Annotated in this window: 15 protein-coding genes; 6 read left to right on the plus strand and 9 right to left on the minus strand. The window is 70.1% G+C overall.

The genetic code is table 11. The features are described 5' to 3' along the window. Positions 1–139: 139 nt before the first annotated feature. Both F787_RS0109405 and F787_RS0109410 read right to left on the minus strand, forming a co-directional pair. Positions 140–3,682 carry a hypothetical protein gene (locus tag F787_RS0109405; protein ID WP_028492002.1) on the minus strand — a complete coding sequence of 1,181 codons (3,543 nt, stop codon included), beginning with the start codon at positions 3,680–3,682 and terminating at the stop codon, positions 140–142. Continuing rightward, entirely contained in the window at positions 3,679–5,010 is a 1,332-nt protein-coding gene (locus tag F787_RS0109410) for a DNA repair exonuclease (RefSeq protein ID WP_028492003.1), read from the minus strand. Before F787_RS0109410 ends, F787_RS0109405 begins: the two co-directional genes overlap by 4 nt. Before the next feature lie 163 nt (positions 5,011–5,173). On the opposite strand from F787_RS0109410, the gene F787_RS0109415 reads away from it, so the two are divergent. From F787_RS0109415 to F787_RS0109430, 4 genes are all read left to right on the plus strand, one after another. Further along, on the plus strand, positions 5,174–6,295 hold the full coding sequence (locus F787_RS0109415; RefSeq protein WP_028492004.1) for a hypothetical protein: 1,122 nt from the start codon (positions 5,174–5,176) through the stop codon (positions 6,293–6,295). 65 nt (positions 6,296–6,360) lie between these two features. Further along, positions 6,361–8,757, plus strand: a complete 2,397-nt coding sequence (locus tag F787_RS0109420; protein WP_028492005.1) for a DEAD/DEAH box helicase — start codon at positions 6,361–6,363, stop codon at positions 8,755–8,757. After that, the gene (locus tag F787_RS0109425) at positions 8,754–10,193 is read left to right on the plus strand and encodes a ribonuclease H-like domain-containing protein (protein ID WP_028492006.1); all 1,440 of its coding nucleotides are present in this window, start codon (positions 8,754–8,756) and stop codon (positions 10,191–10,193) included. Before F787_RS0109420 ends, F787_RS0109425 begins: the two co-directional genes overlap by 4 nt. Positions 10,194–10,407: 214 nt before the next feature. Beyond that, positions 10,408–11,733, plus strand: a complete 1,326-nt coding sequence (locus F787_RS0109430; RefSeq protein WP_028492007.1) for an MFS transporter — start codon at positions 10,408–10,410, stop codon at positions 11,731–11,733. Between the two features lie 38 nt (positions 11,734–11,771). Here the strand turns inward: F787_RS0109430 and F787_RS0109435 are convergent, their stop codons facing one another. From F787_RS0109435 to F787_RS0109460, 6 genes are all read right to left on the minus strand, one after another. Then, a complete protein-coding gene (locus tag F787_RS0109435) occupies positions 11,772–12,038 on the minus strand; it encodes a hypothetical protein (protein ID WP_028492008.1) in 267 nt (88 codons plus the stop codon). Positions 12,039–12,162: 124 nt separating this feature from the next. Further along, a complete protein-coding gene (locus tag F787_RS0109440; protein ID WP_019022198.1) occupies positions 12,163–12,750 on the minus strand; it encodes a Fic family protein in 588 nt (195 codons plus the stop codon). Further along, positions 12,734–12,952, minus strand: a complete 219-nt coding sequence (locus tag F787_RS0109445; protein WP_018870868.1) for an antitoxin VbhA family protein — start codon at positions 12,950–12,952, stop codon at positions 12,734–12,736. The genes F787_RS0109440 and F787_RS0109445 overlap by 17 nt, the downstream gene beginning before the upstream one ends. A gap of 77 nt (positions 12,953–13,029) precedes the next feature. Further along, positions 13,030–14,454, minus strand: a complete 1,425-nt coding sequence (locus tag F787_RS0109450; protein WP_028492009.1) for a deoxyribodipyrimidine photo-lyase — start codon at positions 14,452–14,454, stop codon at positions 13,030–13,032. Then, positions 14,451–16,013, minus strand: a complete 1,563-nt coding sequence (locus F787_RS0109455; RefSeq protein ID WP_028492010.1) for a cryptochrome/photolyase family protein — start codon at positions 16,011–16,013, stop codon at positions 14,451–14,453. Before F787_RS0109455 ends, F787_RS0109450 begins: the two co-directional genes overlap by 4 nt. Positions 16,014–16,035: 22 nt before the next feature. Continuing rightward, positions 16,036–17,031: a MerR family transcriptional regulator gene (locus F787_RS0109460; RefSeq protein ID WP_018870871.1), complete on the minus strand. Its 996-nt coding sequence runs from the start codon at positions 17,029–17,031 to the stop codon at positions 16,036–16,038. 131 nt (positions 17,032–17,162) lie between these two features. On the opposite strand from F787_RS0109460, the gene F787_RS0109465 reads away from it, so the two are divergent. Together F787_RS0109465 and F787_RS0109470 are read left to right on the plus strand one after the other, a co-directional pair. Beyond that, positions 17,163–19,085 (plus strand): thioredoxin domain-containing protein, encoded by a 1,923-nt coding sequence (locus tag F787_RS0109465; RefSeq protein ID WP_028492011.1) that lies wholly within the window; start codon positions 17,163–17,165, stop codon positions 19,083–19,085. 34 nt (positions 19,086–19,119) lie between these two features. Beyond that, positions 19,120–20,106, plus strand: coding sequence for a succinylglutamate desuccinylase/aspartoacylase family protein (locus F787_RS0109470; protein ID WP_028492012.1), 987 nt, complete (start codon positions 19,120–19,122; stop codon positions 20,104–20,106). 29 nt (positions 20,107–20,135) lie between these two features. On the opposite strand, the gene F787_RS0109475 is transcribed toward F787_RS0109470, so the two are convergent. Beyond that, entirely contained in the window at positions 20,136–21,236 is a 1,101-nt protein-coding gene (locus F787_RS0109475; protein ID WP_028492013.1) for a GTP-binding protein, read from the minus strand. Positions 21,237–21,549: the final 313 nt, after the last annotated feature.

Genomic DNA, 21,549 nt, shown 5'->3' on the forward strand with positions numbered 1-21,549 from the left:
TTCGTCTCTCCGAGCGACGCGGAGCGCCGCGGCAGAGGGGGTATTCAGGGATGAAGCGATCCCAATTCTGGCCTGCCTGCGGCGCGGATGGGACGACCGGAATGCGGAACCGTTCACGGTTCCGCACATCGTCCGGGAGTCAGTCGCCGGTTTCGTGCTCGAGGTGGTCGATCAGCCGCTGGATGTCGGCGGGGTCGGCCGCGGCGGGGAGGTGCTCGAGGACACGCTGGCGGCGCGCTTCCGGCGTGAGGGGCTCGCGCTCGTCGAGCACGCCGCGCTCCCGCAGGAATTCGTGCAACTGTTCGCGATGGCCGGCCCGCAGGCGCTGTTCCGTGCCGCTGGCCATGGTGATCGGGTGCTGCTGCAAAGTTTCCAGCAGGGCCTGCGGGTCGCCTTCGAGTTCCGTGGCGCGCTGCGCCACGCCCTCCAGCGCATTGTCGGTGAGTACGCCGGCATCACGGGCCTCCTCCAGCAGGCCTCGGTCCACCGTCCGGTTGCGGCCGATGCGCCGGGCCGCAAGCCAGTGTTCCAGCGCGAGGGAGCGATATGCCAGCGCGGCGCGCCGGTGCTCGTCGGGCAGGGCGCGGCGTGCGATCCGTCCATCCAGCAGGCTGCGCAGCGGGCCCACCCGATCGACCCGCCAGACCTGCATCAGGTCGCGCGCGGTCGCGGGATCATCGAACAATACATGCAGCAGGTGGACGTCTTCGGCGGGGCCCGTCGGGTCCGGCCGTGGCACCCCCAGTTCGCGTGCCCAGGCGGTCAGGTCCTTGCCGGCCGGCTCCGGGATGGCGGGAGCTGCGGGGAGCTCGAACCGCGCAGGTTCGGTCGCCTCCGCGGGGAGCCCGCGCTGCGCCTGCAGGTCCACGCGGTGCGGCCATTCGCCGGTGGCCTGGTGCCATAGCTGCACCTCGTAGTCACTGGCGGCCAGGTACAGGATCTGGCGATCCCCGTCGCGGGCCAGTTCCTGCAGGGTACGGAACATCACGCGGGCGCGTTCGGGGTCGGTGGTGGCCAGGGCCTCGTCGATCAGCAGCGGCCAGTGCCCTGCTCCCCCGGTCGCCTCGCGCGTCTCGACCCGGGCCAGGCGCAGCGCCAGCAGCAGCTGCATGCGAGTTGCAGTGGAGAGTTCGCCGGGGGAGCGCAGCGCGCCCTGCACGCGATCCTCGCCGACAAAACCGTCTTCGGCCTCGCTCAGCCGCAGGGCCCACTGGTGGTGAGTGAAACGGGCAAAGGCCTCACGCGCGCGGCGTAACAGTTCCGGCTCTTCCTCGCGGCGGAATTCTTCCTGGATGTCGTCGAGCAGGAAGCGTCCGGCTTCGGCGTCCAGGGCCTCGTCGCGCCGCCGTTCCAGTTCCTCGCCGGCGGTCTGCTCGGCCGCCAGTGCTTGTTCGCGTTCCCGTTTGCGGCCGGCCTGCGCGATGCGTTCCCGGATCTGGCTGCGTTCTTCCTGCAGTGGTTCCAGTCGCTCGGCACGGTCGGTGGTTTCCGCAAGCTGGCGTGCCAGGCTTTCACGGTCGCCGGGCGGGTCCCCGATGCCCGCCAGGGCCAGCAGATCCGTGCGGGACTCGAGCTGGCGGGCCAGGTCGTCCCGACGCAGGGCCTGCTCCTGTCGCTGGCGCTGCAGGGCTTGCCACTCTTCCCGCTGTTCCAGACGACGATCCAGGGTTTCCCTCTGGTCGGGCTCGAGGCCGACATCGGCCAGTTCGCGTGCCTCTTGTCGATCGATTTCCGCCAGCGATGCCTGCAGGCGTCGACACTCGCGATCCATCTCCGCGATCCGGCGTTCCGCTTCCGCGGCCTGACCGGCGCGGGTCCGCAGGGCCTCGAGCGCCGCCGCCAGATCCGCGGGGGAAGCCTCTCCGGGGACAGCGCCGTTCGGGGCGGGGGCCGGCCAGCGCGCGAGGGCCTCCTGCAGTTGTTGTGTCAGAGTCCGCATCCGGGCGGCGATTTCCGCGTTCCGCGCTTCGGCCTGGCCGAGTGCCAGTTCGGCCTGTTGCAGGGCACGGGTGCGTTCGAGGAAGTCGTCGAGTCGCCCGGCCAGGGCGGGATCGAAACCGGCCTCGCGGGCGAACTCGGCCTGTTCGGCGTCGAGTTGCTGCAACGCCGTGTCCACGGTGTCGCGGTCGGCGCGCAGGGTCTCGGCCTCGTCGAAGCGCCGGCGGGTCATGCGCAGTGCGTCGCGCTGCTGTTCGACGGCCTCGAGGCGGGTGCGCACGCCGGCTGCGTCCCAGGCGCCCGGGGGGGTGTCCAGGTCCAGGTCCTCGAAGTCGCGGGCGAGGCGTTCGCGCTGCGCCGTTCGTGCCATGGCTTCGGCCGAACGCCGCAGGCCCGCCGGCAGCACGCGCGGGAAGACCAGCGGGATCAGCGCGAGCAGCATCACGCCGCCGCCGATGGCGGCCAGCCACGGGGGACCGAGGACCCCGCCATACACCGCGATGCCGCCGCCCAGTGCGGCCCCCGTCACCGTCGGCAGGACCGGCCGTGCGGGTTCGGCCGGTGCCGGCAGGGCCAGCCAGTCGTGCAGCAGGCGGGCGGCGCGTTCGTGGTGCTGCAGGGCCTGTTCCGGAGAGTTCTCCGGCGCGCCCTGCAGGCGGGCCTGCAAGGCCGTGCGGCGGTCCTCCAGTTCCTGCCGTTGACGGGTCAGGTCGCGGGCGCGGTCGAGCGTGGCATTGTCGAGGCGGGGCAGCTCGCGCGCCGCGGCCGTATGGCCGTCCAGCCGGGCGATAGCCTGCTCGCGGGCAGTCCGGGCGTCGGTGCATTCGCGGGCCGCCGTGGCGAGCGCCTGTTCCTGCTGGCGAAGCTCGTCGAGCCGTGCCCGCAGACGTGCCAGTTCGGTTTCGTCGGGGCGTTTGTTCTCCAGGCCGGTTTCGGCCACCCGGGCGTACGCCCGATCACGATCCTGTTCGGCCTGAGCCAGTTCCTGTCGGGTGTTTTCACGCTGGCGGGCCAGCTCGTCCAGACGCGCGGGCTCGCGGCCGGTGAGGTGCTCCATGTCCGGCGGGAAGCGCTCGAGCTGCGCGTCGAGGCCGCGCAGGGCCTGTGCGGTGTCGTGCAGCTGCAGGGCGGTGTCCAGGGCGCGACGTTCCTGATCCGCGTTGCGCGCGTCGTCGATGGCCCGGTCCAGATCCGGCAGGCGGCGTTCCTCGTCCGCGATCCGGCGCTGGTCGCGTTCCACCTCTTCGCGGCTCCGGCGGGCCTGCTCCAGTTCCCGGCGTTCCTTGTGGCCGGCACGCGGGGCGGAATGGAACAGCGTCTCGCGCAGGGCCGGCAGATCGAAGCCGCCATTGAGTTCGCGCCGCAGGTGGCCGGCCAGCGCCTGTTCGCTGGCGCCCTGTACCTGCAGGAGGTCTTCCACCCCGATCAGGTAGCTGTCCAGCAGGTCGGGGGGCGGCGGTGCCGGCGGATCGGCGGGCCGTCCGTCACACTGCCAGGCCACGTGGGTGCCATTGCGGTCCACCGTCCAGCGGTGCTCGCCGTCGTGAAAGCCCGCGGTCAGGGACAGCTGGTGCGGATCGCCCGCGCGGTGACCGGCCAGCAGGTAGCGCAGCGCACGGATCAGACTGCTCTTGCCGGAGGCGTTGGGTCCGGTGACGAAATTGATGGTCGGGTCCAGCTCGTTGACGGAAAAACCGCGGTCGATGCCGGGCAGTCGGTGGATGTCGATGTGCTGCAGTTTCACGGGCGGGCCTCCGTGTCCGGATCGGCCAGCAGGTGTTCCAGCAGCCGGCTGCCGCTGTCGGCCAGCCGCGCAGCGACGGCCTCGTCATCCAGTCCGGCCTCGGGCAGGCCGCGCCAGCGGGCGTCGGTGGCGACCGAAGCCAGGCGCTCGCGTGCCTGTTCCAGGAGGGCGCGGCGGTCGGGGTCGTCGGCGGGATGTTCCAGCAGCTGCAGGCGGCGGGCGAGCAGGCCGGCGTGGTCCTGGCGCCGTGCCAGCTCGTCGAGATCGACGGGCGGGCGGGTGTCGGCAAGGATGCGCTCGATGAAGGTGAAGCGCTCGGGCCTGGCGGCGATGCTTTCCTCGCGGTGCTCCTCCAGTTGGTGCGCGACCTCGCCGGCCAGGGTGGTTTGTCCGGTCAGGCGCAGGCGCAGGCCGAGGGCGCGCGGCGGGCAGGGCCGCGTATCGAGCCGGGCTTCCAGCTCGCGCAGCCTCTGCAGCAGCCGCGTGCGGGCCTGCTCCGGGGCCTCGAGCCCGGTGAGGTCGAGATCCAGACGCGCCCAGTGCAGCGGCGCCAGGCATTGCTGTTCGATCGCGCGGATGCGCTCGCCTTCGACGGTGATCAGCCACGGGCCGCGGGGGCCGTGTTCGCCGGGGTGCAATCCGGTAACGGACCCCAGGTAGCCGCCCGAGTAACGCGGCGCAGCCGACGAGGTTCCCGGTCCGGCGAGCGTGTCCAGGGCATCGGGTCGATGGATATGCCCCAAAAGCCATGCGTCCAGCCCGGCGGCGGCGAGTTCGGCGGAGCTGACCGGGGCATAGTGCGAGTCGCGCGCGTCGCGGTCGGCGTGCAGCAGGCCCAGGTGAACGCCGGCTGCCGCGCCTTCGCCCCGCGCATGGAAGTCATGTCCGGCGAGCGGGCTGGTGGTCACCCGCCGCGACGGGAACGACCAGCCGTGCAGGGTCACCCGGTCCTCGTCCGCGCCCAGGGTGAGGCGCTCCCAGGTCCCGCCACGGCCCAGCAGGTGAAAGCCCTCCAGTTCGTCGGCCAGGCGTGGCAGCACGGTGACATCGTGGTTGCCGGCGACGCCCACGACGGTGATGCCGGCCTGATCGAGCTGCCGAATCCCCTGCAGCAGGAGGCGGTAGGCCTCGAAGAAGTCGTCTTCGCGTTCGACCAGGTCGCCGGCCAGTGCTACCGCGTCTACCTGCTGTTCGATGGCCAGGCGGACACAGCGCTCCCAGGCCTCGGCCGGCCCCAGGCGCGCGCCGTCGTCGGCCAGCGCGGCCGGCAGCCGGGACGGACGGCGACCCAGGTGCATGTCGCCTACGGCGAGGATTCGAACGGGCATGGAGGTCCCTTTCCGGTGTTCGGGACCCTATGGTCGCACCGCCGTGGCCGGGGGAGAAGCCCGGCAATGCGCGTCCACCATCCCCTCCGTCTGGAGGGGGACAGGTTGGAGCCGGTGCGCGATGCTGGGAGGCGACGGCAAAATCATCTCCGGGGGGAGGGCCATGAAAGATTTCAGCATGCGGGAGACCCTGGGTCTGCTGCGCAGTACCGCACCGTTTCTGGTGTTCCGGTTCGTCATCTACGTGGGGATCACGCTGGTGTACGTGATCGGCACGGGGGTCGGTGCGGGGCTCGGCTACGGGATCGGCTACATTGGTGACAATCCGGGGGTGTTCGGCCTGTGGGGCGGCTTCATCGGCTTCGGCCTGGTGGGCGCGGTGGTGTACTTCTTCCGCGAATACCTGCTGTACATCGTGAAGGCCGGGCATATCGCGGTACTGGTGGAGCGCATGGACGGGCAGGAGCTGCCGCAGGGCCGCGGCCAGATCGAGCACGCGCGCGAGGTGGTGCGCGAGCGCTTTGCCCAGGCCTCGGTGCTGTTCGCGGTGGATCAGCTGATCAAGGGGGTGCTCAAGGTCTTCAACCGGGCCTTTTTCAGCATTGCGGCGCTGATCCCGCTGCCCGGTACGAAGGGTCTGGCGAGCTTCATCAACACGGTCATCAACCTGTCGCTCACCTATCTGGACGAGGTGATCCTCGCCTACAACATCCGCACCCGGGCCGAAAACCCGTGGGCGGCCAGCCGCACCGCGCTGATCCTGTACGCGCAGAACTACAAGGCGTTCCTGAAGAACGCGTTCTTCCTTGCCTTCTTCATCTGGGGCATGACCTTCCTCGTGTTTCTCGTCATCCTTGCCCCCGTCGCCGGCCTGGTGGCGCTGATCCCGGCGCTGGCCGGTCCGCTGACGGTCGTCATCGCGCTGGTGCTGGCCTGGGGCGTGAAGCAGGCCGTGATCGAGCCGGTGGGCATGGTCGCTTTGATGCAGGTGTTCAACCGCGTGACCGAGGGCCAGGACCCCGACCCGGAATGGGAGGGGCGGCTGGAAAAACTGACCGGCAAGTTCGGCGAGATGCGGCAGAAGGCCGCGGCCTGGACGGGCGGCGGGTCGGACCGTTCCGATGATGCGGAGGGCATGGCCACCGCCGGGTCGGGTGTCGACGGGGATCCCGCTTCCGGTTCCGCGCCCTCGACCGATACGGGTTCGGATCAGACCTCCGGGCAGGGTCGGGGCGAGTCCGGACCCGGGGCAGGATCCGGGTCAGGACCCGGGCCGGATCGATAGGCTCCACCAGCCGGCTCCCGGAGCCGGGGCAGGGGCGTCCACCACGGAGGGGCGGATGCAGTAGCATGCGTCCCATGAATGCAGACAGCGACACCGGGGGAGGCGCGCGCCGGCTGGCGGAGCGGCTGAAGGCGCGCCATGGTAAGCGGATCACCGGCGAACTGGTGATGCCCGCGCGTCCGGCACGTTACGAGCCGATTCCGGAGGACATTGATCCGGCTCTCGCCGCGGCCCTGCGGGCGCGCGGTCTGCACCAGCTGTACAGCCATCAGCGGGCGGCCTGGGACCGGGTGCGGGCCGGGCATCACACGGTGGTGGTGACCCCCACTGCTTCGGGCAAGACCCTGTGCTACAACCTGCCGGTGCTGCAGGCGGTGCGCGAGCGCAAGGCGCGCGCGCTGTACCTGTTCCCCACCAAGGCCCTGTCACAGGACCAGGTGGCCGAGCTGATGGAGCTCAACGAGGCCGGTGATCTGGGCGTGCGCGCCTATACCTTCGACGGCGATACCCCGGGCGATGCGCGCAAGGCGGTGCGCACGCGCGGCGACATCGTGGTGACCAACCCGGACATGCTGCATCAGGGCGTGCTGCCGCACCACACCAAGTGGGCGCAGTTCTTCGAGAGCCTGGAATATGTGGTCATCGACGAGACCCACAGCTACCGCGGGGTGTTCGGCTCGCACGTGGCGAACGTGATGCGCCGGCTGCGCCGGGTCTGCCGCTTCTACGGCGCGGATCCGGTGTTCATCCTGAGTTCCGCGACCATCGCCAACCCGCAGGAGCTGGCGGAAGGGCTGGTGGGCGCACCGGTGGAGGCGATCACCGAGAGCGGCGCGCCGGCCGGCGAACGCCACCTGCTGCTGTGGAATCCGCCGGTGGTGAACGCCGATCTCGGCATCCGAGCCTCGGCGCGCTCGCAGGTCACGCGGATCGCGCGCACGGCCATGCGGGCCAAGTTGTCCACCATCATCTTCGCGCGCACCCGACTGATGGTGGAGATCATCACCCGCTACATGAAGGACGTGTTCGACAACGACCCGCGCAAGGCGGCGCGGGTGGCCGCCTATCGCGGCGGCTATCTGCCGAACGAGCGCCGCGAGACCGAGAAGGCCCTGCGTGGCGGCAACGTGGACTGCGTGATCGCGACCTCGGCGCTGGAACTTGGCGTGGACATCGGCAGCCTGGATGTGTGCCTGCTGACCGGCTACCCCGGCACCATCGCCAGCACCTGGCAGCGCCTCGGTCGCGCCGGACGGCGCAACCGGCCGTCGCTGGGCGTGCTGGTGGCCAGCTCCGAGCCGCTGGATCAGTACATCATTCGCAACCCGGAGTTCTTCCTCGGGCAGTCGCCGGAGCAGGCGCGCATCGCCCCGGACCAGCTGCTGATCCTGCTGGACCACGTGCGCTGCGCGGCGTTCGAGCTGCCATTCCGGCGCGGCGAGACCTTCGGCGGCGAGGACCTGGAGGCCCTGCTCGACTACCTGGAAGAGGAGGGCGTGCTGCACCGCGAGTCCGACACCTGGCACTGGACCGAGGACAGCTACCCGGCGCAGAGCGTCAGCCTGCGCTCGGTGGCCGAGAGCAACTTCGTGGTGGTGGATACCAGCGACGGGCAGCAGAAGATCATCGCGGAGGTGGATTTCTCCAGTGCCGCCGAGACCCTGTACGAGGGGGCGATCTACCTGGTGCAGGCGGTGCCCTACCAGGTCGAGCACCTCGACTGGGACGGGCGCAAGGCCTTCGTCACCCGCACCCGCGCCGATTACTACACCGACGCCATCGACTACACCCGGCTGAAGATCCTCGACGACTTCGAGCGCAGCGCCGCCGGGCAGGGGGAGGCCGCGCGAGGCGAGGTGCATATCGTCCGCCGCATCCCGGGCTACAAGAAGATCCGCTACTACACCCATGAAAACGTGGGCTACGGCAACATCAACCTGCCGGACCAGGAGATGCACACGACCTCGGTGTGGTGGCAGATGGCGCCGGAGGCCCTGGCGGCGCGTTTCGCCTCGCGCCATGAGGCCCTGGACGGCTTCCTCGGCGCGGCCTACGCGATGCACCACGTCGCCGCGCTGGTGGTGATGGCCGAACCTCAGGACCTCGGCCGCGCGGTGGGCGATGGCGACGCCCGCTGGTTTGCCACCGTGGGGGCCGGCGGCCGCGGCCAGCTGCGCACCCTGGACGGTGGCGAGCGCGACCCCGAGCAGGAGGCGCGCTTCCGCCCGGCGGTGTTCCTGTACGACAACTATCCCGGGGGCGTGGGGCTGTCGTCGCCGCTGTTCGATGCCCGGGTGCGGGTGGTCCGCGACGCCCTGGCCTTGATCCGCAACTGCGGCTGTGCCCATGGCTGTCCCGCCTGCATCGGCCCGATCCTCGCCAGCGACGAGGTGCGCGGGTTCTCGCCCAAACAGGCGGCGCTCACCGTGCTGGAGGCCCTGGACGTGGAAGCGGCGGCATGAGCCTGTCCGACCGGCTGAACACCCTGCGACGGCAGGCCGGCGTGACCCCGGAACGGCGCAACGCGGACGAGGTGGTCCGGGACGGGGCCGGGCCCTCCGGTACGGCCCCCGGGGCCGAATCCGGGCAAGAAACCGGTTCGCTGACGGACCCCTCCGCAGATCCGGAGGGTACGTCGGGAAACGACGGGTCCGTGCGCGAAGGCCGGGCGCCGGCGACCGGGCAGGGCGAAAGCCCGCAGCGTGCCCGCGCGCTGGCCGAGCTGCGCGAACGGATCCGGCGTATGGGGGCTGCGCCGAAACCGCCCAGTCCGCAGGATGCCCCGCCGTCCGCCGTACCCCCCGCAGTCGGGAAGGCAAACAGCGCGACGGCGCTCGCCATGAGCCCCAATGGCCCGGCCGTATCCGTCGACGAACTCGCCGAACGTCTCGGCGGCAGCCGCATTGGCGAACACGTGATCCTGCTGGATCGCGAGCTGCCACCGGGGCGCGAACATGGCCGGCTGGCTCTGGGGGAGGCCCTGGGAGCGGCGTGGCCGTTCTGGGAGGCCGGCGAACGGGTGGGCTTCATCGACACCGAGACCACGGGGCTGGCCGGCGGTGCCGGGACCGTGGCGTTTCTGGTGGGCCTGGCGACCCCGAGCGGCGAGGGCCTGCGCCTGCGCCAGTGGCTGATGACCGCGTTCGCCGGCGAGGGCGCCATGCTGGAGTCGGTGGATGCCGCGCTGGCCGGCTGCGAGCGCCTGGTCAGTTACAACGGCAAGACCTTCGACCTGCCGCTGTTGCGCGACCGCCGGCGCATGCAGCGTCGAAACGATCCGGCGGACAGCGCCCACACCGACTTTCTCCATCCGGTACGCGCGCTGTATGGCCATGCCTGGCCCGACTGCCGACTGCGCACCGTGGAAGAACGGCTTCTGGGCCTGCAGCGCACCGATGACCTCCCCGGTGCCGACGCGCCGTGGGCCTGGCAGGCGTATCTGCGCTTCGGTCGGGCGGATTTGCTGCAGCGTGTGGTGCGGCACAATGCCGACGATATCTTCAGTCTGGCCGTTCTGGGTCCCGCGCTCGCCGGGGTGCTGGCCGACCCGCCGGCGCAGCTGGCTTCGCCCGAGGGCGCCGCGCGTTTGTTGCACCGGCTTCGGGGGCCGGTGGAAGCCCGCCGGCTGCTGCAGCAATGCGAACAACGGCTGAACCCCGCCGGGCGGTTGTGGCTCGCCCGGGAATGGCGTCGCGCGGGTGTCCGGGAACGCGCGGTCGCCCTGTGGCAGCCTCTGGCCGAACAGGGACACCCGGAAGCCATCGAGGCCCTGGCCAAATACCACGAGCATCAGCGCCGTGACCCCGCGACCGCCCTGGAATGGGCGCGTCGCCTGCCGGACGCACCGGATGCGCATGCCCGGTGCGCCCGCCTGCAGCGCCGGCTGGCCGGTTCCTGACGGGCCGAGGCGGATCGGCGAACGGGCACGGGGTTTTGTTAGCATCGCCCCTGTCCCGCCTGCCTGAGTCGCTTGTCATGCGCCGGTCGTTGTCCCTTCGAACCTCCTGCGGTATCACCATCAGCCGTGCCCGGTGCGGCAGGGCACCCGTGGATGTCCCCGGACCGTGTTCCGGTGTGGTTCGCGCAACCGCAATGATCGGGGCGGCCTCCACATGTCGCTGATCCGGCGCTATCCGCCCAAGGCGCCGGCGCCCCGCCGGGAGATCTTCGGCTGGGCGATGTTCGATTTCGCCAATCAGGCCTACACCCTGCTGATCATCACCGTGATCTTCGGCGATCTGTTCACCCGCGTGATCGTGGGGGACGGGCCGGATTACCGCCTGGGCAACCTGCTGTGGAGCGTGGCGCTGGCGGTGAGTTACGGGATGGTGGTGGTGCTGGCGCCGCTGGCGGGGTCGATCATGGATGCCACGGCCACGCGCAAGCGGTTCCTGCTGGGCTCATGGCTGCTGACGGTGGTGACCACAGGACTGCTGTATTTCGTCGAGCCGGGGCTGATCTGGTTCGGCATGGCGCTGATCATCGCGTCCAACTTCGGCTACGCCATCGGCGAGTCGTTCATCGCCAGTTTCCTGCCGGACCTGGGCCCGCCGGAGCGGCTGGGCTGGATCTCGGGGCTGGGCTGGGGTCTGGGGTATCTGGGCGGTCTGGTGGCCACGGCGTTTGCGCTGGGGCTTCTGGGCGAGGTGACCGAGGAGAACTTCGACCGCATCCGCTGGGTGGGGCCGTTCGCGGCGGCGTTCTTCCTGGTCTCGGCGCTGCCGACCTTCCTGTTCCTGAAGGAGCGCGGTACGCGCCGCGAGCTTGCGCGCCGGGTGCAGCTGGGGCTGGGCTGGCGACGCGTACTGCAGGCGCTGCAGCGCCTGCGTGAGGATCGCGCGCTGCGCAGCCTGTTCGTGTCGATCTTTTTCCTGATGGCGGGGATCTACATCATCATCGCGTTTACTTTCATCTACGGATCGCAGGTGATCGAGTGGGATGAGTCCACGCGGGTGACGATGTTCGTCATTACCCAGATCACGGCGATCGTCGGGGCGATCGGGTTCGGCTGGCTGCAGGATCGCGCGGGGCCGGTACGGATCTACCGCCTGACGCTGATCATGTGGTGCCTGGCGGTGCTTGCGATCTACGCCACGCCCGCGCTGGCGAACGGGCTGACCGCGCTGCTGGAACGCCCTGTGGAGGCGCAGGAGGTGTTTCTGGTGGTGGGGGCGGTCGCCGGTCTGAGCCTGGGGGCGGCACAGTCGGCCGGCCGCGCGCTGGTGGCGGTCATGTCCCCGCCGCGCGAGGCCGGGCGCTGGTTCGGATTCTGGGGCCTGGCGGCCAAGGCAGCGGCGATCTTCGGCCTGCTGGGGCTGGGCCTGCTGCAGACCTGGCTGGGGCTGGCCAACGCCATCCTGTTCTGTCTGGCGCTGTTCGTGATCGCCCTGATCGCGTCGGCTCCGGTACGCACGCCCGACCACATCGCCGGCGTGTGAAGCGTTGAGCCGGCCGGAGCCGGCTCGCGGTTTGTCGCTCAGTGCGCGTGGTGGCCCTTGTGCAGGTATTCCACGCCGTCGAGGCTCTGCAGCTGGATCTCGCGCACCGGGATGAAACGGGCGCTGCCGGGGGTCACGATCTCTTCGGTCACGCGCACGCGGTAGGGCGGCTCGCAGTTGAGCAGCTGGCCCACGTAGCGCTTGCCTTCGGCCTCCACGCGCACCGGGGTGGTGTCTTCGTAACGGCTGAAGTTGTAGGAGACGTTGCGCGGGTACTGCAGGTTGCCTTCCGAAAAGGTGCTCATCGCCGGATTCTCGCTGTTGGGTTCATGGGATCGCAGACCATTCTACCCGCTCTGTTTGATGGTGGCGAAGGCATCGAGGGCGGCCTGGCGACTCTGTCAGGGCCGGCAAGAGCCGCGGGCGGCGTCAGTCAACCACCCATTCCAGTATTTCGCTGAACATCCAGATTGTTGGTTCGCGGTCGCCATCGAAGGCCCGGACGGCGGTTTCGACAATTTGCCACTGCGGGACGAGACCCCAGTTTACGGAGACACCGGAAAATGCCGCCAGATCTTCGATAAAGAGCCTCTGCGTTCGTCCGTTGCCTTCCGGGAAGGGGTGCAGGCGATTGATCAGGTCGTAATAGCGAGCGAGATTCCGAGTGAATGGCTCGCGGTCCAGTCCCCGAAGAAAATCCTGTTCGGCCAGTTCCGTGTAGATCTGATGAGCGTAGTGTTCGATGGACCCGGCGGGGGTGAATTCGCAGTAACCCTTGCGGATGTCGAACGAGCGGATATGCCCCGCCCAGTCATAAAGGTCCTGAAAAATCTGGTGGTGGATGTGACACAGGTGTTCGAGGTCGAATGTGGCGGGGCGGTGGGGTCGATCCCGGTACTCTTCGATGCGGACCCAGGTGAGGGATGCTTCGGCTTCGGCAAGTTCCCGGCGGTCTTTCAGACCGAGGTGGTTGATGTAGACGTTGGTGCCGGGCCAGGTTTCAGGTTCGACCGGCATACCAGGAACGGATCTCGCCAACGGCCTTGTCGGCATTGATCTCCCCGCGAGCCATGGCTGCGACCAGGGCTTCGGTCCGCGGGTCGGCGTGCAGTCCCTCAAGGCGGATGTTGGCGCGGGATCGCCGCACGCGCTCAACCGGGTCGTGTGGCCCGAGGGGCTGCAAGCTAAGGCGCGGTCTCTTGATCGGCTTCATTTCCATTCTCAATCCAGCAACTCTCTAACATTACAGTGTAGCACCGTACGTTTCGCCCGGTCTGCGATGACGACGACGGTGCCTCAACCATGGTCGGACCTCGGCGGGTTCTTGATGGTGGCGAAGGCATCGAGGGCGGCCTGGCGGCTCTGTTTCAGGTCGACCATGGGGGCGGGGTAGTCGGCGGCGAGGCCGGGGCGCAGCTGGTGGATGTCGCGGGCGGGGGCGCGGGCGAGTTCGGGGACGAAGCGCCGGATGTAGGCGGCGTCGGGGTCGAAGCGTTCGCCCTGCCGCTGCGGGTTGAAGACGCGGAAGTAGGGCGCGGCATCGGCGCCGCAGCCGGCGGCCCATTGCCAGCCGAGGGTGTTGGCGGCGAGGTCGGCGTCGACCAGGGTGTCCCAGAACCAGCGCGCCCCGGCATGCCAGTGCAGGTGCAGGTTCTTGGTCAGGAAGGAGCCGACCGCCATGCGCATGCGGTTGTGCATCCAGCCGGTCTCCCACAGCTGGCGCATGGCGGCGTCGATCACCGGGATGCCGGTACGACCCTGCTGCCAGCGCTCCAGGTCTTGCGCCGACTCGCGCCAGGGGAAGGCCTCGAAGCGCGGGTTCAGGGGTTGCTCCGGGGTGTGCGGGAAGTGGTACAGCACGTGGTGGGCGAAGTCGCGCCAGCCGAGTTCGCGCACGAAGGGCTCGGCCGGGCCGTCGGTCGGCTCGAGCCCGGCCTGGCGCAGGGCGCGCAGGATCTGGGTCGGGCTGATCTCGCCGAAATGCAGATGCGGCGACAGCCGCGAGGTGCCGTCGGTGTCGGGGCGTTCGCGGCGTTCGGTGTAGGCGCCCACGCCGTCTTCGATGAAGCCCTGCAGGCGCTCCAGCGCGGCGCGCTCGCCCGGGTTCCAGGCGGCGGCCAGCCCGCTGTCCCAGCGGATGCGCGGCAGCAGCTCCAGGGCCTCCAGCGGGTCCGAGGCCGGGGGCGACGGGGGTGAGGGGATGCGGCTCGGGGCCGGCAGCGGGTCGCCTTCCAGCCCGCGCTTGCAGGCGGCGCGCCAGTACGAGGTGAAGACCCGGTAGGGCGTGCCCTGACCGGTGGCCAGTTCCCGGGGTTCGTGCAGCAGGGCAGCGGCGAAGCTGTGCACCTCCAGGCCGTCCTCGCGCAGCGCGGCCTTGATGGTGGCGTCGCGCGCGGTGATCGCCGGTTCGTACAGGCGGTTCCAGTAGACCGCGCCGGCGCCGGTCTCGCGCACCAGCGCGTGGAGCTGCTCGAGGCTCGAACCCCGGCGCAGGGTCAGCGTGGCCCCCAGGGCCTCGAGCTCGCCCGCCAACGCCTGCAGGCTGTGATGCAGCCACCAGCGCGACGCCGCGCCGGGGGCCCAGGGCGCTTCTTCGTCCGGGGCGTGGATGTACACCGGGATCACCGAGCCGCCGCGGCTGAGAGCGGCGTGCAGCGCGGGCTGGTCGGCCAGACGCAGGTCGCGGCGCAGCCAGACGAGGGCGGGGAACGGGGTACTCACAGGCGGTCTCCTTCGCGCAGGCGTCGGCGCAGCTCGCCCGCGCGGTCGCGGATCTGCTGCAGGCGCTCGGGGTCCATGCGTTCGACGTGCTTCCACTGCAGCGCGGTGCGCGGGTGGCGGGCGAAGCGCTCGCGGTGGCGATCGAGAAAATCCCAGTACAGGGTGGTGAACGGGCAGGCGCGTTCGCCGGTGGCCTCGCCCGGGTCGAAGCGGCAGTGGCGGCAGTAGTTGCTCATGCGCTGGATGTAGCGCCCGGTGGCCACGTAGGGCTTGGAGGCCATGCGCCCGCCATCGGCGTACTGCGACATGCCGAGCACGTTGGGCAGCTCCACCCATTCCACTGCGTCCACGTAGATGCCGAGATACCAGGCGTGGATCGCGCGCGGTTCCACGCCCAGCAGCTGGGCGAACAGCCCCGTGACCATCAGGCGCTGGATGTGATGGGCGTAGCCCAGCCGCAGGGTCTGGCCCACCGCCTGCGCCAGGCAGGTCATGTCGGTGTCGGCGTCCCAGTACAGCCGTGGCAGCGGCTCGCGGGCGTCCAGCGCGTTCCAGGCGTGCCAGTCGTCGCCGAAGTGGAAATACAGCCCGCGCACGTATTCGCGCCAGCCGAGGATCTGGCGGATGAAGCCCTCCACCGCCTCGATGGGCGCGTGCCCGTCGTGCCATGCGGTCTCGGCCTCGCGGATGGCCGCGCGCGGGTCCAGCAGGTGCAGGTTGAGCGCGGCGGAGATCCGCGCGTGGTAGAGCCACGGCGCATCGGTCCACATCGCATCCTGCCAGGTGCCGAAGTCGGGCAGCCGGTTCCGGATGAAATCCTCCAGCGCCGCCTGCGCCTGCTCCGGGGTGACCGGCCAGTCGAAGGCCTCCAGCTCGCCCGGCAGGTCCGGCAGGTGGGTGCGCACGTCGTCGATCGCCTCCCGGGTGATGGCATCCGGCGCGAAGCCCAGGGGCTCCGGGATCAGGCCGGGGCCCTGACGGCCGAAGCTGCCCCGGTTGCTGGCATCGAAGTTCCACGCGCCGCCGGCGGGCGCCTCGCCGTCCATCAGCACGTCGTGCTCGCGGCGCAGCTTGCGATAGTAGTGCTCCAGGCGCAGCTCGCGGCGCGACCCGGCCCAGCGGCCGAAGGCCTCGGGGGTGTCGATGAAATGCGGGTCCTCTTGGATCTCCAGCCACACCCCGTGACGTGCGGCGGCGTCTTCCAGGTCCCGCTGCACGCGCCGTTCGCCGGGCTGCAGTACGCACAGGCGCTGCGGTCGCAGACGTGCGAGGTCGTGTTGCAGCGCCCCACCGAGGTGTTCCTGTTCCGGGCCCTGCGCGGAGTCGAGCGTACGGTAGTGCACGGTCAGCCCGGCCGCGCGGCGGCGTTCGGCGAAGTGGCGCATCGCTGCGAGGAACAGCGCGGTGCGGGCCCGGTGCGAGGGGACGTGAGTGGATTCGCCGGTGACTTCGGCCATCCACAGGGCATCCTGTGCCGGGTCGAGGGTGGCGAGGACGGGGTGTTCGGGGGCCAGCTGGTCGCCGAGGACGATCAGCAGCGTGCGCAGGGGCGTCGCCATCGCCTCGGGCCCATCCAGGGGATCAGCCGCGGCCCAGGTACTGCCAGAGCCGGTCGGCGGCTTCCAGGGGGGCGCCGGGCAGGACTTCCACCGGACGCTGGCGGTCGAGATTGGACAGCTCGAGGGCGGCGGAGCCGGCCAGGTAGACCGGCGCTCCGGGTGCCGCCAGGATTCCCTCCACCTGATTGAGGTCCGGGCTGCGCAGCAGGCGCGACGAGCCGTGCAGGACAATCCCGCGCGCACCCAGGGTGCCGACCAGCGACTCCAGCGCAGCCGCACTGGTCGCGTCGAACAACGACAGGGTTGCGAGACCGCGCCGGGCACAGCTGACCTGGAGCAGCATGCCGCCGACCTGCTGATGACCGCCGCCGAGCACCAGGCAGGGCGCCGCAGGCCCTTCGCAGGCCCGCAGGGCATTGCGCAGCTGGTCGGCCAGGGCGGCGGTCGCCCAGGCGGAGAATACGGCCAGGCGCACCTCGCCTTCCGGCGAATGGCGGGACTCCTCGCGCAACTGACGATAGACCTCGAGGAAGGCGCGTTCGTGCACCCCGTCCCATCCGTGACGCATCACCAGCCGCGCGTAGGCACGGTCCAGCTGCTCCACGTCCAGCGGGTCCACCGCGTGGTACAGCGCGTCGGCGATGGGATCGGCGGTATGCGGGGCAATCCCGGGGCCACTGATCGCCGGTCGCCGGCCGGGTGCCGGCGAGGCGGGTGCGTCGTCCGCCTCGGGGGCGCCCGATTCCTGTGCCGCGGCGTCTTCGTCGCGCTGCAGCACGCGATGGACCTGCGAGACCGGGATGCCCTGGTCCAGCAATTCCATGATCCGACGGACCCGCCGGATGTCCTCCTCGCTGTAGAGGCGGTGCCCCTTGGGGGTGCGCATCGGGCGGATGAGCCCGTACCGACGTTCCCACGCGCGGAGGGTGACATCATTGATGCCGGTCTCCGCACAGACGTGCCGGATCGGGTACAGCCCCGCCTGCTCGTTCGAGTCGTTGTCGGTTGCGATGGCCATGCTCCGAACTATACAGGATCTGTACAGACCATGTACGAAAAAGATGGATGCCGGCTCGGGAATTCCGCGAGGGAATGCTTGATCAACTTGAGCGGTCTTACAGACATTACACGTCCGGATTGAGGTAGGCCATGAGTTTCATGAATCCCGTATCGGAAATGCGCCGCACGCTTGCGGTTCTGGCGGCGGGTCTGGCGCTGGTCCTGGCCGGAGCCCATCCGCTGGCGGCCGAGCCGGCGAATCCGGAGATGGCCGACAGCATCTCCCCGTATCTGCGTCTGCACGCGGAGGACCCGGTGCAGTGGCGGGCCTGGGACCGGGACCTGCTGGACGAGGCGCGCGAGAGCGGTCGGCCGCTGCTGATCTCCAGCGGTTATTTCTCCTGCCATTACTGTCACGTGATGCACGGGGAAAGCTTTCTCGACGAGGGCATCGCCGAGCGGCTCAATGAGCATTTCATCCCGGTCAAGCTGGACCGCGAGGTGCATACCGCGCTGGACACCTACCTGCTGGAGTTCCAGCGCGCGACCGGGGGCAGCGCCGGCTGGCCGCTGAACGTGGTGGTGATGCCCGAGGGCCATGCGCTGACCGGGGTGGTCTATGCCCCGCGGGATGGCTTTGCCAACTTCCTCGACGGCGTGGTGGAGCGGCTGACGGCGGATGAGGAGCGCCTGGCCGAACTGGCCGCCGCCGGCTCGCGCGAGCTGGAACAGCGTCTGCGCGACGGGGAGCAGCCCCTGTCGGCGGAGCGTGCGGCACGTCTGCCGGACGTCCTCTGGAGCCGCATGGAACGCGAAGCGGATGATCTGGGCGGGGGCTTCGGGCAGGAGACCAAGTTCCCGCATTCCCCTTATCTGGATGCACTGCTGACCGCACAGGAAGACACCCGCGCTCCGGACTGGGTCGGGGAATTCCTGAGCATCACTCTGGAAGAGATGGCCGGATCCGGGCTGCGCGACGTGCTCGGCGGCGGCTTCTTCCGTTATTCGGAAACCCCGGACTGGGGGACGCCTCACTTCGAAATCATGCTCGAGGACCAGGCGCAGCTGGCGCGTGTCTACCTGCGTGCCGGCGAGCTCTTCGGGCGCGAGGACTGGACGCGGATCGGCCTGGAGACCCTCGATTTCGTCGGCCGCGAGATGGCCCTGCGCGATTCCGACCCCGGCGCGGCAGGCGCACCGGAGAGCGATTTCCGGGGCTATGCCTCCAGCCTGTCGGCGCTGGACGACCAGGGCCGCGAGGGCGGTGCCTATCTGTGGCCGGGCTCGGCGCTGGAGGCCGCGCTGGAAGGCCACCCCGAGCCGGAGCTGGTGCGGGCGCGCTTCGGCATGGACGGCGCACCTGCGTTCAGCGCGGGGCATCTGCCGGCCGACCGGATGGACACCGCAGCCCTGGGCGAGCGCTTCGGCCTCGACGAGGACCGGGTGCGCGAGTACGTCGACCGGGGGCGCGAGGCGTTGATCGAGGCGCGTCAGGAACGCGGCCTGCCGCGTGACGAGAAGGTGCTGACCGGCGCCCACGGTCTGCTGCTGTCGGCGCTGGCCGAGGCGGTGCGTCAGGATCTGGGCGAGGAGTACGCGGCCATGGGCCGGGACGTGCGCGACTGGCTGGCGGCACGCGCCGACGAGCCGGAGGACCTGCCGGCGCTGCTGGGCCTGCCCGCCGACGAGGCGGGTCCGGCCACGCTCCCGGATTACGCGTACGTGGCACGTGGCCTGCACGACTGGGACGCCGCCACCGACAGCGGAGACGGCGAGCGGGTGCGCGCCCTGCTGCGTACCGCCTGGACGCGTTTCTCCGGCGAGGACGGTTTCCGCACCACCGAGGACCCGCCGCTGCCGGGCATGATCGCCGAGCGTTTCCATCCGGCCGTGCACCGCCCGTCGGGCACCACCGCCGTGCTGCAGCTGACGGCCGAACACGCCGCCGGGGATGCGGATCTGGAGTCGGCGCTGGCGGACTATGCGCTGGAGCCGGGGCAGGGCATCGAAAGCAATCCGCTGCACCACGCGGGCCTGATCCTTTGGCTGGAGGAACGCGGGGACGAAGGCTAGACTGCGCCTTTTCCACGCAAGCAGGAGTGTGCGCATGTCCGGTCAGCCCACAGCGCTGAAATCCGTCACCTTCCACGGCCTGGAGTCCGGGCCGCGCCTGATCGTGCTGGGTGCGGTGCATGGCAACGAGCTGTGCGGCACCGAGGCGACCGAGCGGCTGCAGGCGGAGCTGGACGCCGGCGAACGCGAGCTGCTGCGCGGCACGCTCACCCTGGTGCCACGCACCAATCCCCTGGCGGTGCAGCGCAACCAGCGGATGGGCGAGCGCAATGTCAACCGTAACCTGCGGGTGACCGAGGATCCGCAGGACTTCGAGGACCGTATTGCCAACCGGCTATGCCCGCTGCTGGCGGCGCATGACGTGCTGCTGGACCTGCACTCGTTCCACACCGGCGGGCAGCCGTTCATCATGCTCGGCCCGCGTGACAACGACGGCGAGCTGGAGCCGTTCTCGCAGGCGGCCGAGGAGCAGGCGCTGGCGGCCTGCCTGGGACCTCGGCGCATGGTGGAGGGCTGGCTGGACACCTATGCACGCGGGGTGGAGAAGCGCATGAAGAACCCCAACGCCAGCCACCGGGCGCAGATCCTGTCCACCGATCCGAGCTATGGCATCGGCACCACCGAGTACATGCGCAGCCAGGGCGGCTACGGGGTGACCCTGGAATGCGGCCAGCATGACGACCCGCAGGCGCCGGAGGTGGCCTACAAAGCCATCATCAACGCGCTGGCTCAGCTGGCGATGCTGCCGCAGCGCGCCACGCCCGGGCAGGCCGACCCCGAGGTGCTGCGCCTGGTGGAGGTGATCGACCGCGACCACCCGGATGATGCCTTCGCCCGCGAGTGGAAGAGTTTCGATCCGCTGACCCGCGGTGATCTGATCGGCGTGCGCGCCGATGGCACCGAGGTGCGCGCGCCGGAGGACGGCTTCATCGTGTTCCCCAACCCCAACAGCCTGCCGGGGAACGAGTGGTTCTACCGCGCGGAGTTCAGCGACCGCGAGGTGCCCCCCGGTCCGCAGTAGACCCCGGGGCCTGAACGCGGGTTGGCGGCTCAGTCGTCGTCCGCGGGCAGTCGGGCGGCGCGCCGCAGGGCGCGGTCCACGGCGTTGAGCGCTTCGAGCTCCTTGCGGCCGCCGCGGTCGCCGCTTTCGGCACGGATCAGCTCCAGGCGGGGCGGGGTGGTGTCCGGGGGCGTCGCCAGGGCTTCCAGTCCGCCATCGCGCTCCACCCGGTTGATCTGCTGCCAGCCGCGTTCGGTCTGCAGCACGCCCTTGAGGCGGTCCGCGTCCTGTTCCCGGATCAGGGCCTCCAGCGCCGCGTGATCGAACACGATGGACGCCGGGAAGCGCCACGACCGGCCGACGAATCCGTCGCCGCGGTTGTCGATCACGACCCAGTCGCCAGGGTCGGAATCGGCGCCGTGTTCATGTTCGTGGTGGTGCTCATGGTCGTGGTCATGATCATGATCGTGGCCGGTATCCGCGGTTGCAGCCAGGAATGCCCGCGCCTCCGGGAACAGGGCGCCGCCGTGCTCCAGGCGCGGGGCGTCCAGCAGCGCCGCATCGATGTGCCCCTCGCGGGTCTCGATCACCCGCGGGCGCGGAGCTGGCAGGCCGGCCACGAACGCATGCAGGGCCTCGCGGTCGGCCTCGCTCCAGGCGTCGGCCTTGTTCGCGATCAGCACGTCGGCCACCGCGATCTGGTCGTTCCAGTTGGGGTGCTCGCGGTGGCGCGGCGAGGCGAGGTGGCGTGCGTCCATCACCGTGACGGTCGCGCGCAGATCCAGCGCGGTGTCGTAGGGCGGGGCGGTCAGGGTGCGGATGATCTCGGCCGGATGCCCGAGGCCGGTGGGCTCGATCAGGATGCGGTCGGGCTGCTGCTGGCGGATCAGACGGTTGAGGCCCACGGTGAACATCTGCGCGGAGACGCAGCACAGGCAGCCGCCGGGGATCTCCTCGGTGCGCACGCCGGTGTCGGCCAGCAGGCCGCCGTCCACGCCGATCTCGCCGAATTCGTTGACCAGTACCGCCCAGCGTTCGTTCTGCGGACGCTGGGCCAGCAGGGCGCGGATGGTGGTGGTCTTGCCGACCCCGAGGAAGCCGGTGACAAGGTTGACCGGGATGTCTCGATGGGCGGGTTCTGTGCGGCTCATGGCGGTCTCCGTGGTGCGACGGTGAAACATGATAACAGTGGTGGTTCGCGGATCCCGCGGTGACCGGACCCGGCGCGATCGTTTGATTCGTACCCGCACCCGCACCGGTTCGCGAACCCGTTTACGCACCCGCCCCCGTTCGTGTTCGCGCGACGCCATTCGCGTCCCCGTCATCGCGATTCGCATGGCCCTCCTTTTCCCCGTCATCGCGAGTCGCGCAGTGACGTGGCGATCTCCATCCGAAGCCACCTGTCCCGGCGTGCAGCCAGCTTCGGCCGATTGCCGCGTCGCCTTCGGCTCCTCGCAATGACGG

The organism is Thioalkalivibrio sp. ALE19 (genome assembly GCF_000428605.1).
Classification (GTDB): domain Bacteria; phylum Pseudomonadota; class Gammaproteobacteria; order Ectothiorhodospirales; family Ectothiorhodospiraceae; genus Thioalkalivibrio.

Coding starts and splice junctions, on each gene's coding strand:
- F787_RS0109470 (WP_028492012.1), top strand. CDS start 19,120: ATGTCCGGTCAGCCCACAGCGCTGAAATCCGTCACCTTCCACGGCCTG.
- F787_RS0109475 (WP_028492013.1), bottom strand. CDS start 21,236: ATGAGCCGCACAGAACCCGCCCATCGAGACATCCCGGTCAACCTTGTC.
- F787_RS0109455 (WP_028492010.1), bottom strand. CDS start 16,013: ATGGCGACGCCCCTGCGCACGCTGCTGATCGTCCTCGGCGACCAGCTG.
- F787_RS0109465 (WP_028492011.1), top strand. CDS start 17,163: ATGAGTTTCATGAATCCCGTATCGGAAATGCGCCGCACGCTTGCGGTT.
- F787_RS0109415 (WP_028492004.1), top strand. CDS start 5,174: ATGAAAGATTTCAGCATGCGGGAGACCCTGGGTCTGCTGCGCAGTACC.
- F787_RS0109430 (WP_028492007.1), top strand. CDS start 10,408: ATGTCGCTGATCCGGCGCTATCCGCCCAAGGCGCCGGCGCCCCGCCGG.
- F787_RS0109435 (WP_028492008.1), bottom strand. CDS start 12,038: ATGAGCACCTTTTCGGAAGGCAACCTGCAGTACCCGCGCAACGTCTCC.
- F787_RS0109420 (WP_028492005.1), top strand. CDS start 6,361: ATGCGTCCCATGAATGCAGACAGCGACACCGGGGGAGGCGCGCGCCGG.
- F787_RS0109440 (WP_019022198.1), bottom strand. CDS start 12,750: ATGCCGGTCGAACCTGAAACCTGGCCCGGCACCAACGTCTACATCAAC.
- F787_RS0109410 (WP_028492003.1), bottom strand. CDS start 5,010: ATGCCCGTTCGAATCCTCGCCGTAGGCGACATGCACCTGGGTCGCCGT.
- F787_RS0109425 (WP_028492006.1), top strand. CDS start 8,754: ATGAGCCTGTCCGACCGGCTGAACACCCTGCGACGGCAGGCCGGCGTG.
- F787_RS0109460 (WP_018870871.1), bottom strand. CDS start 17,031: ATGGCCATCGCAACCGACAACGACTCGAACGAGCAGGCGGGGCTGTAC.
- F787_RS0109445 (WP_018870868.1), bottom strand. CDS start 12,952: ATGGAAATGAAGCCGATCAAGAGACCGCGCCTTAGCTTGCAGCCCCTC.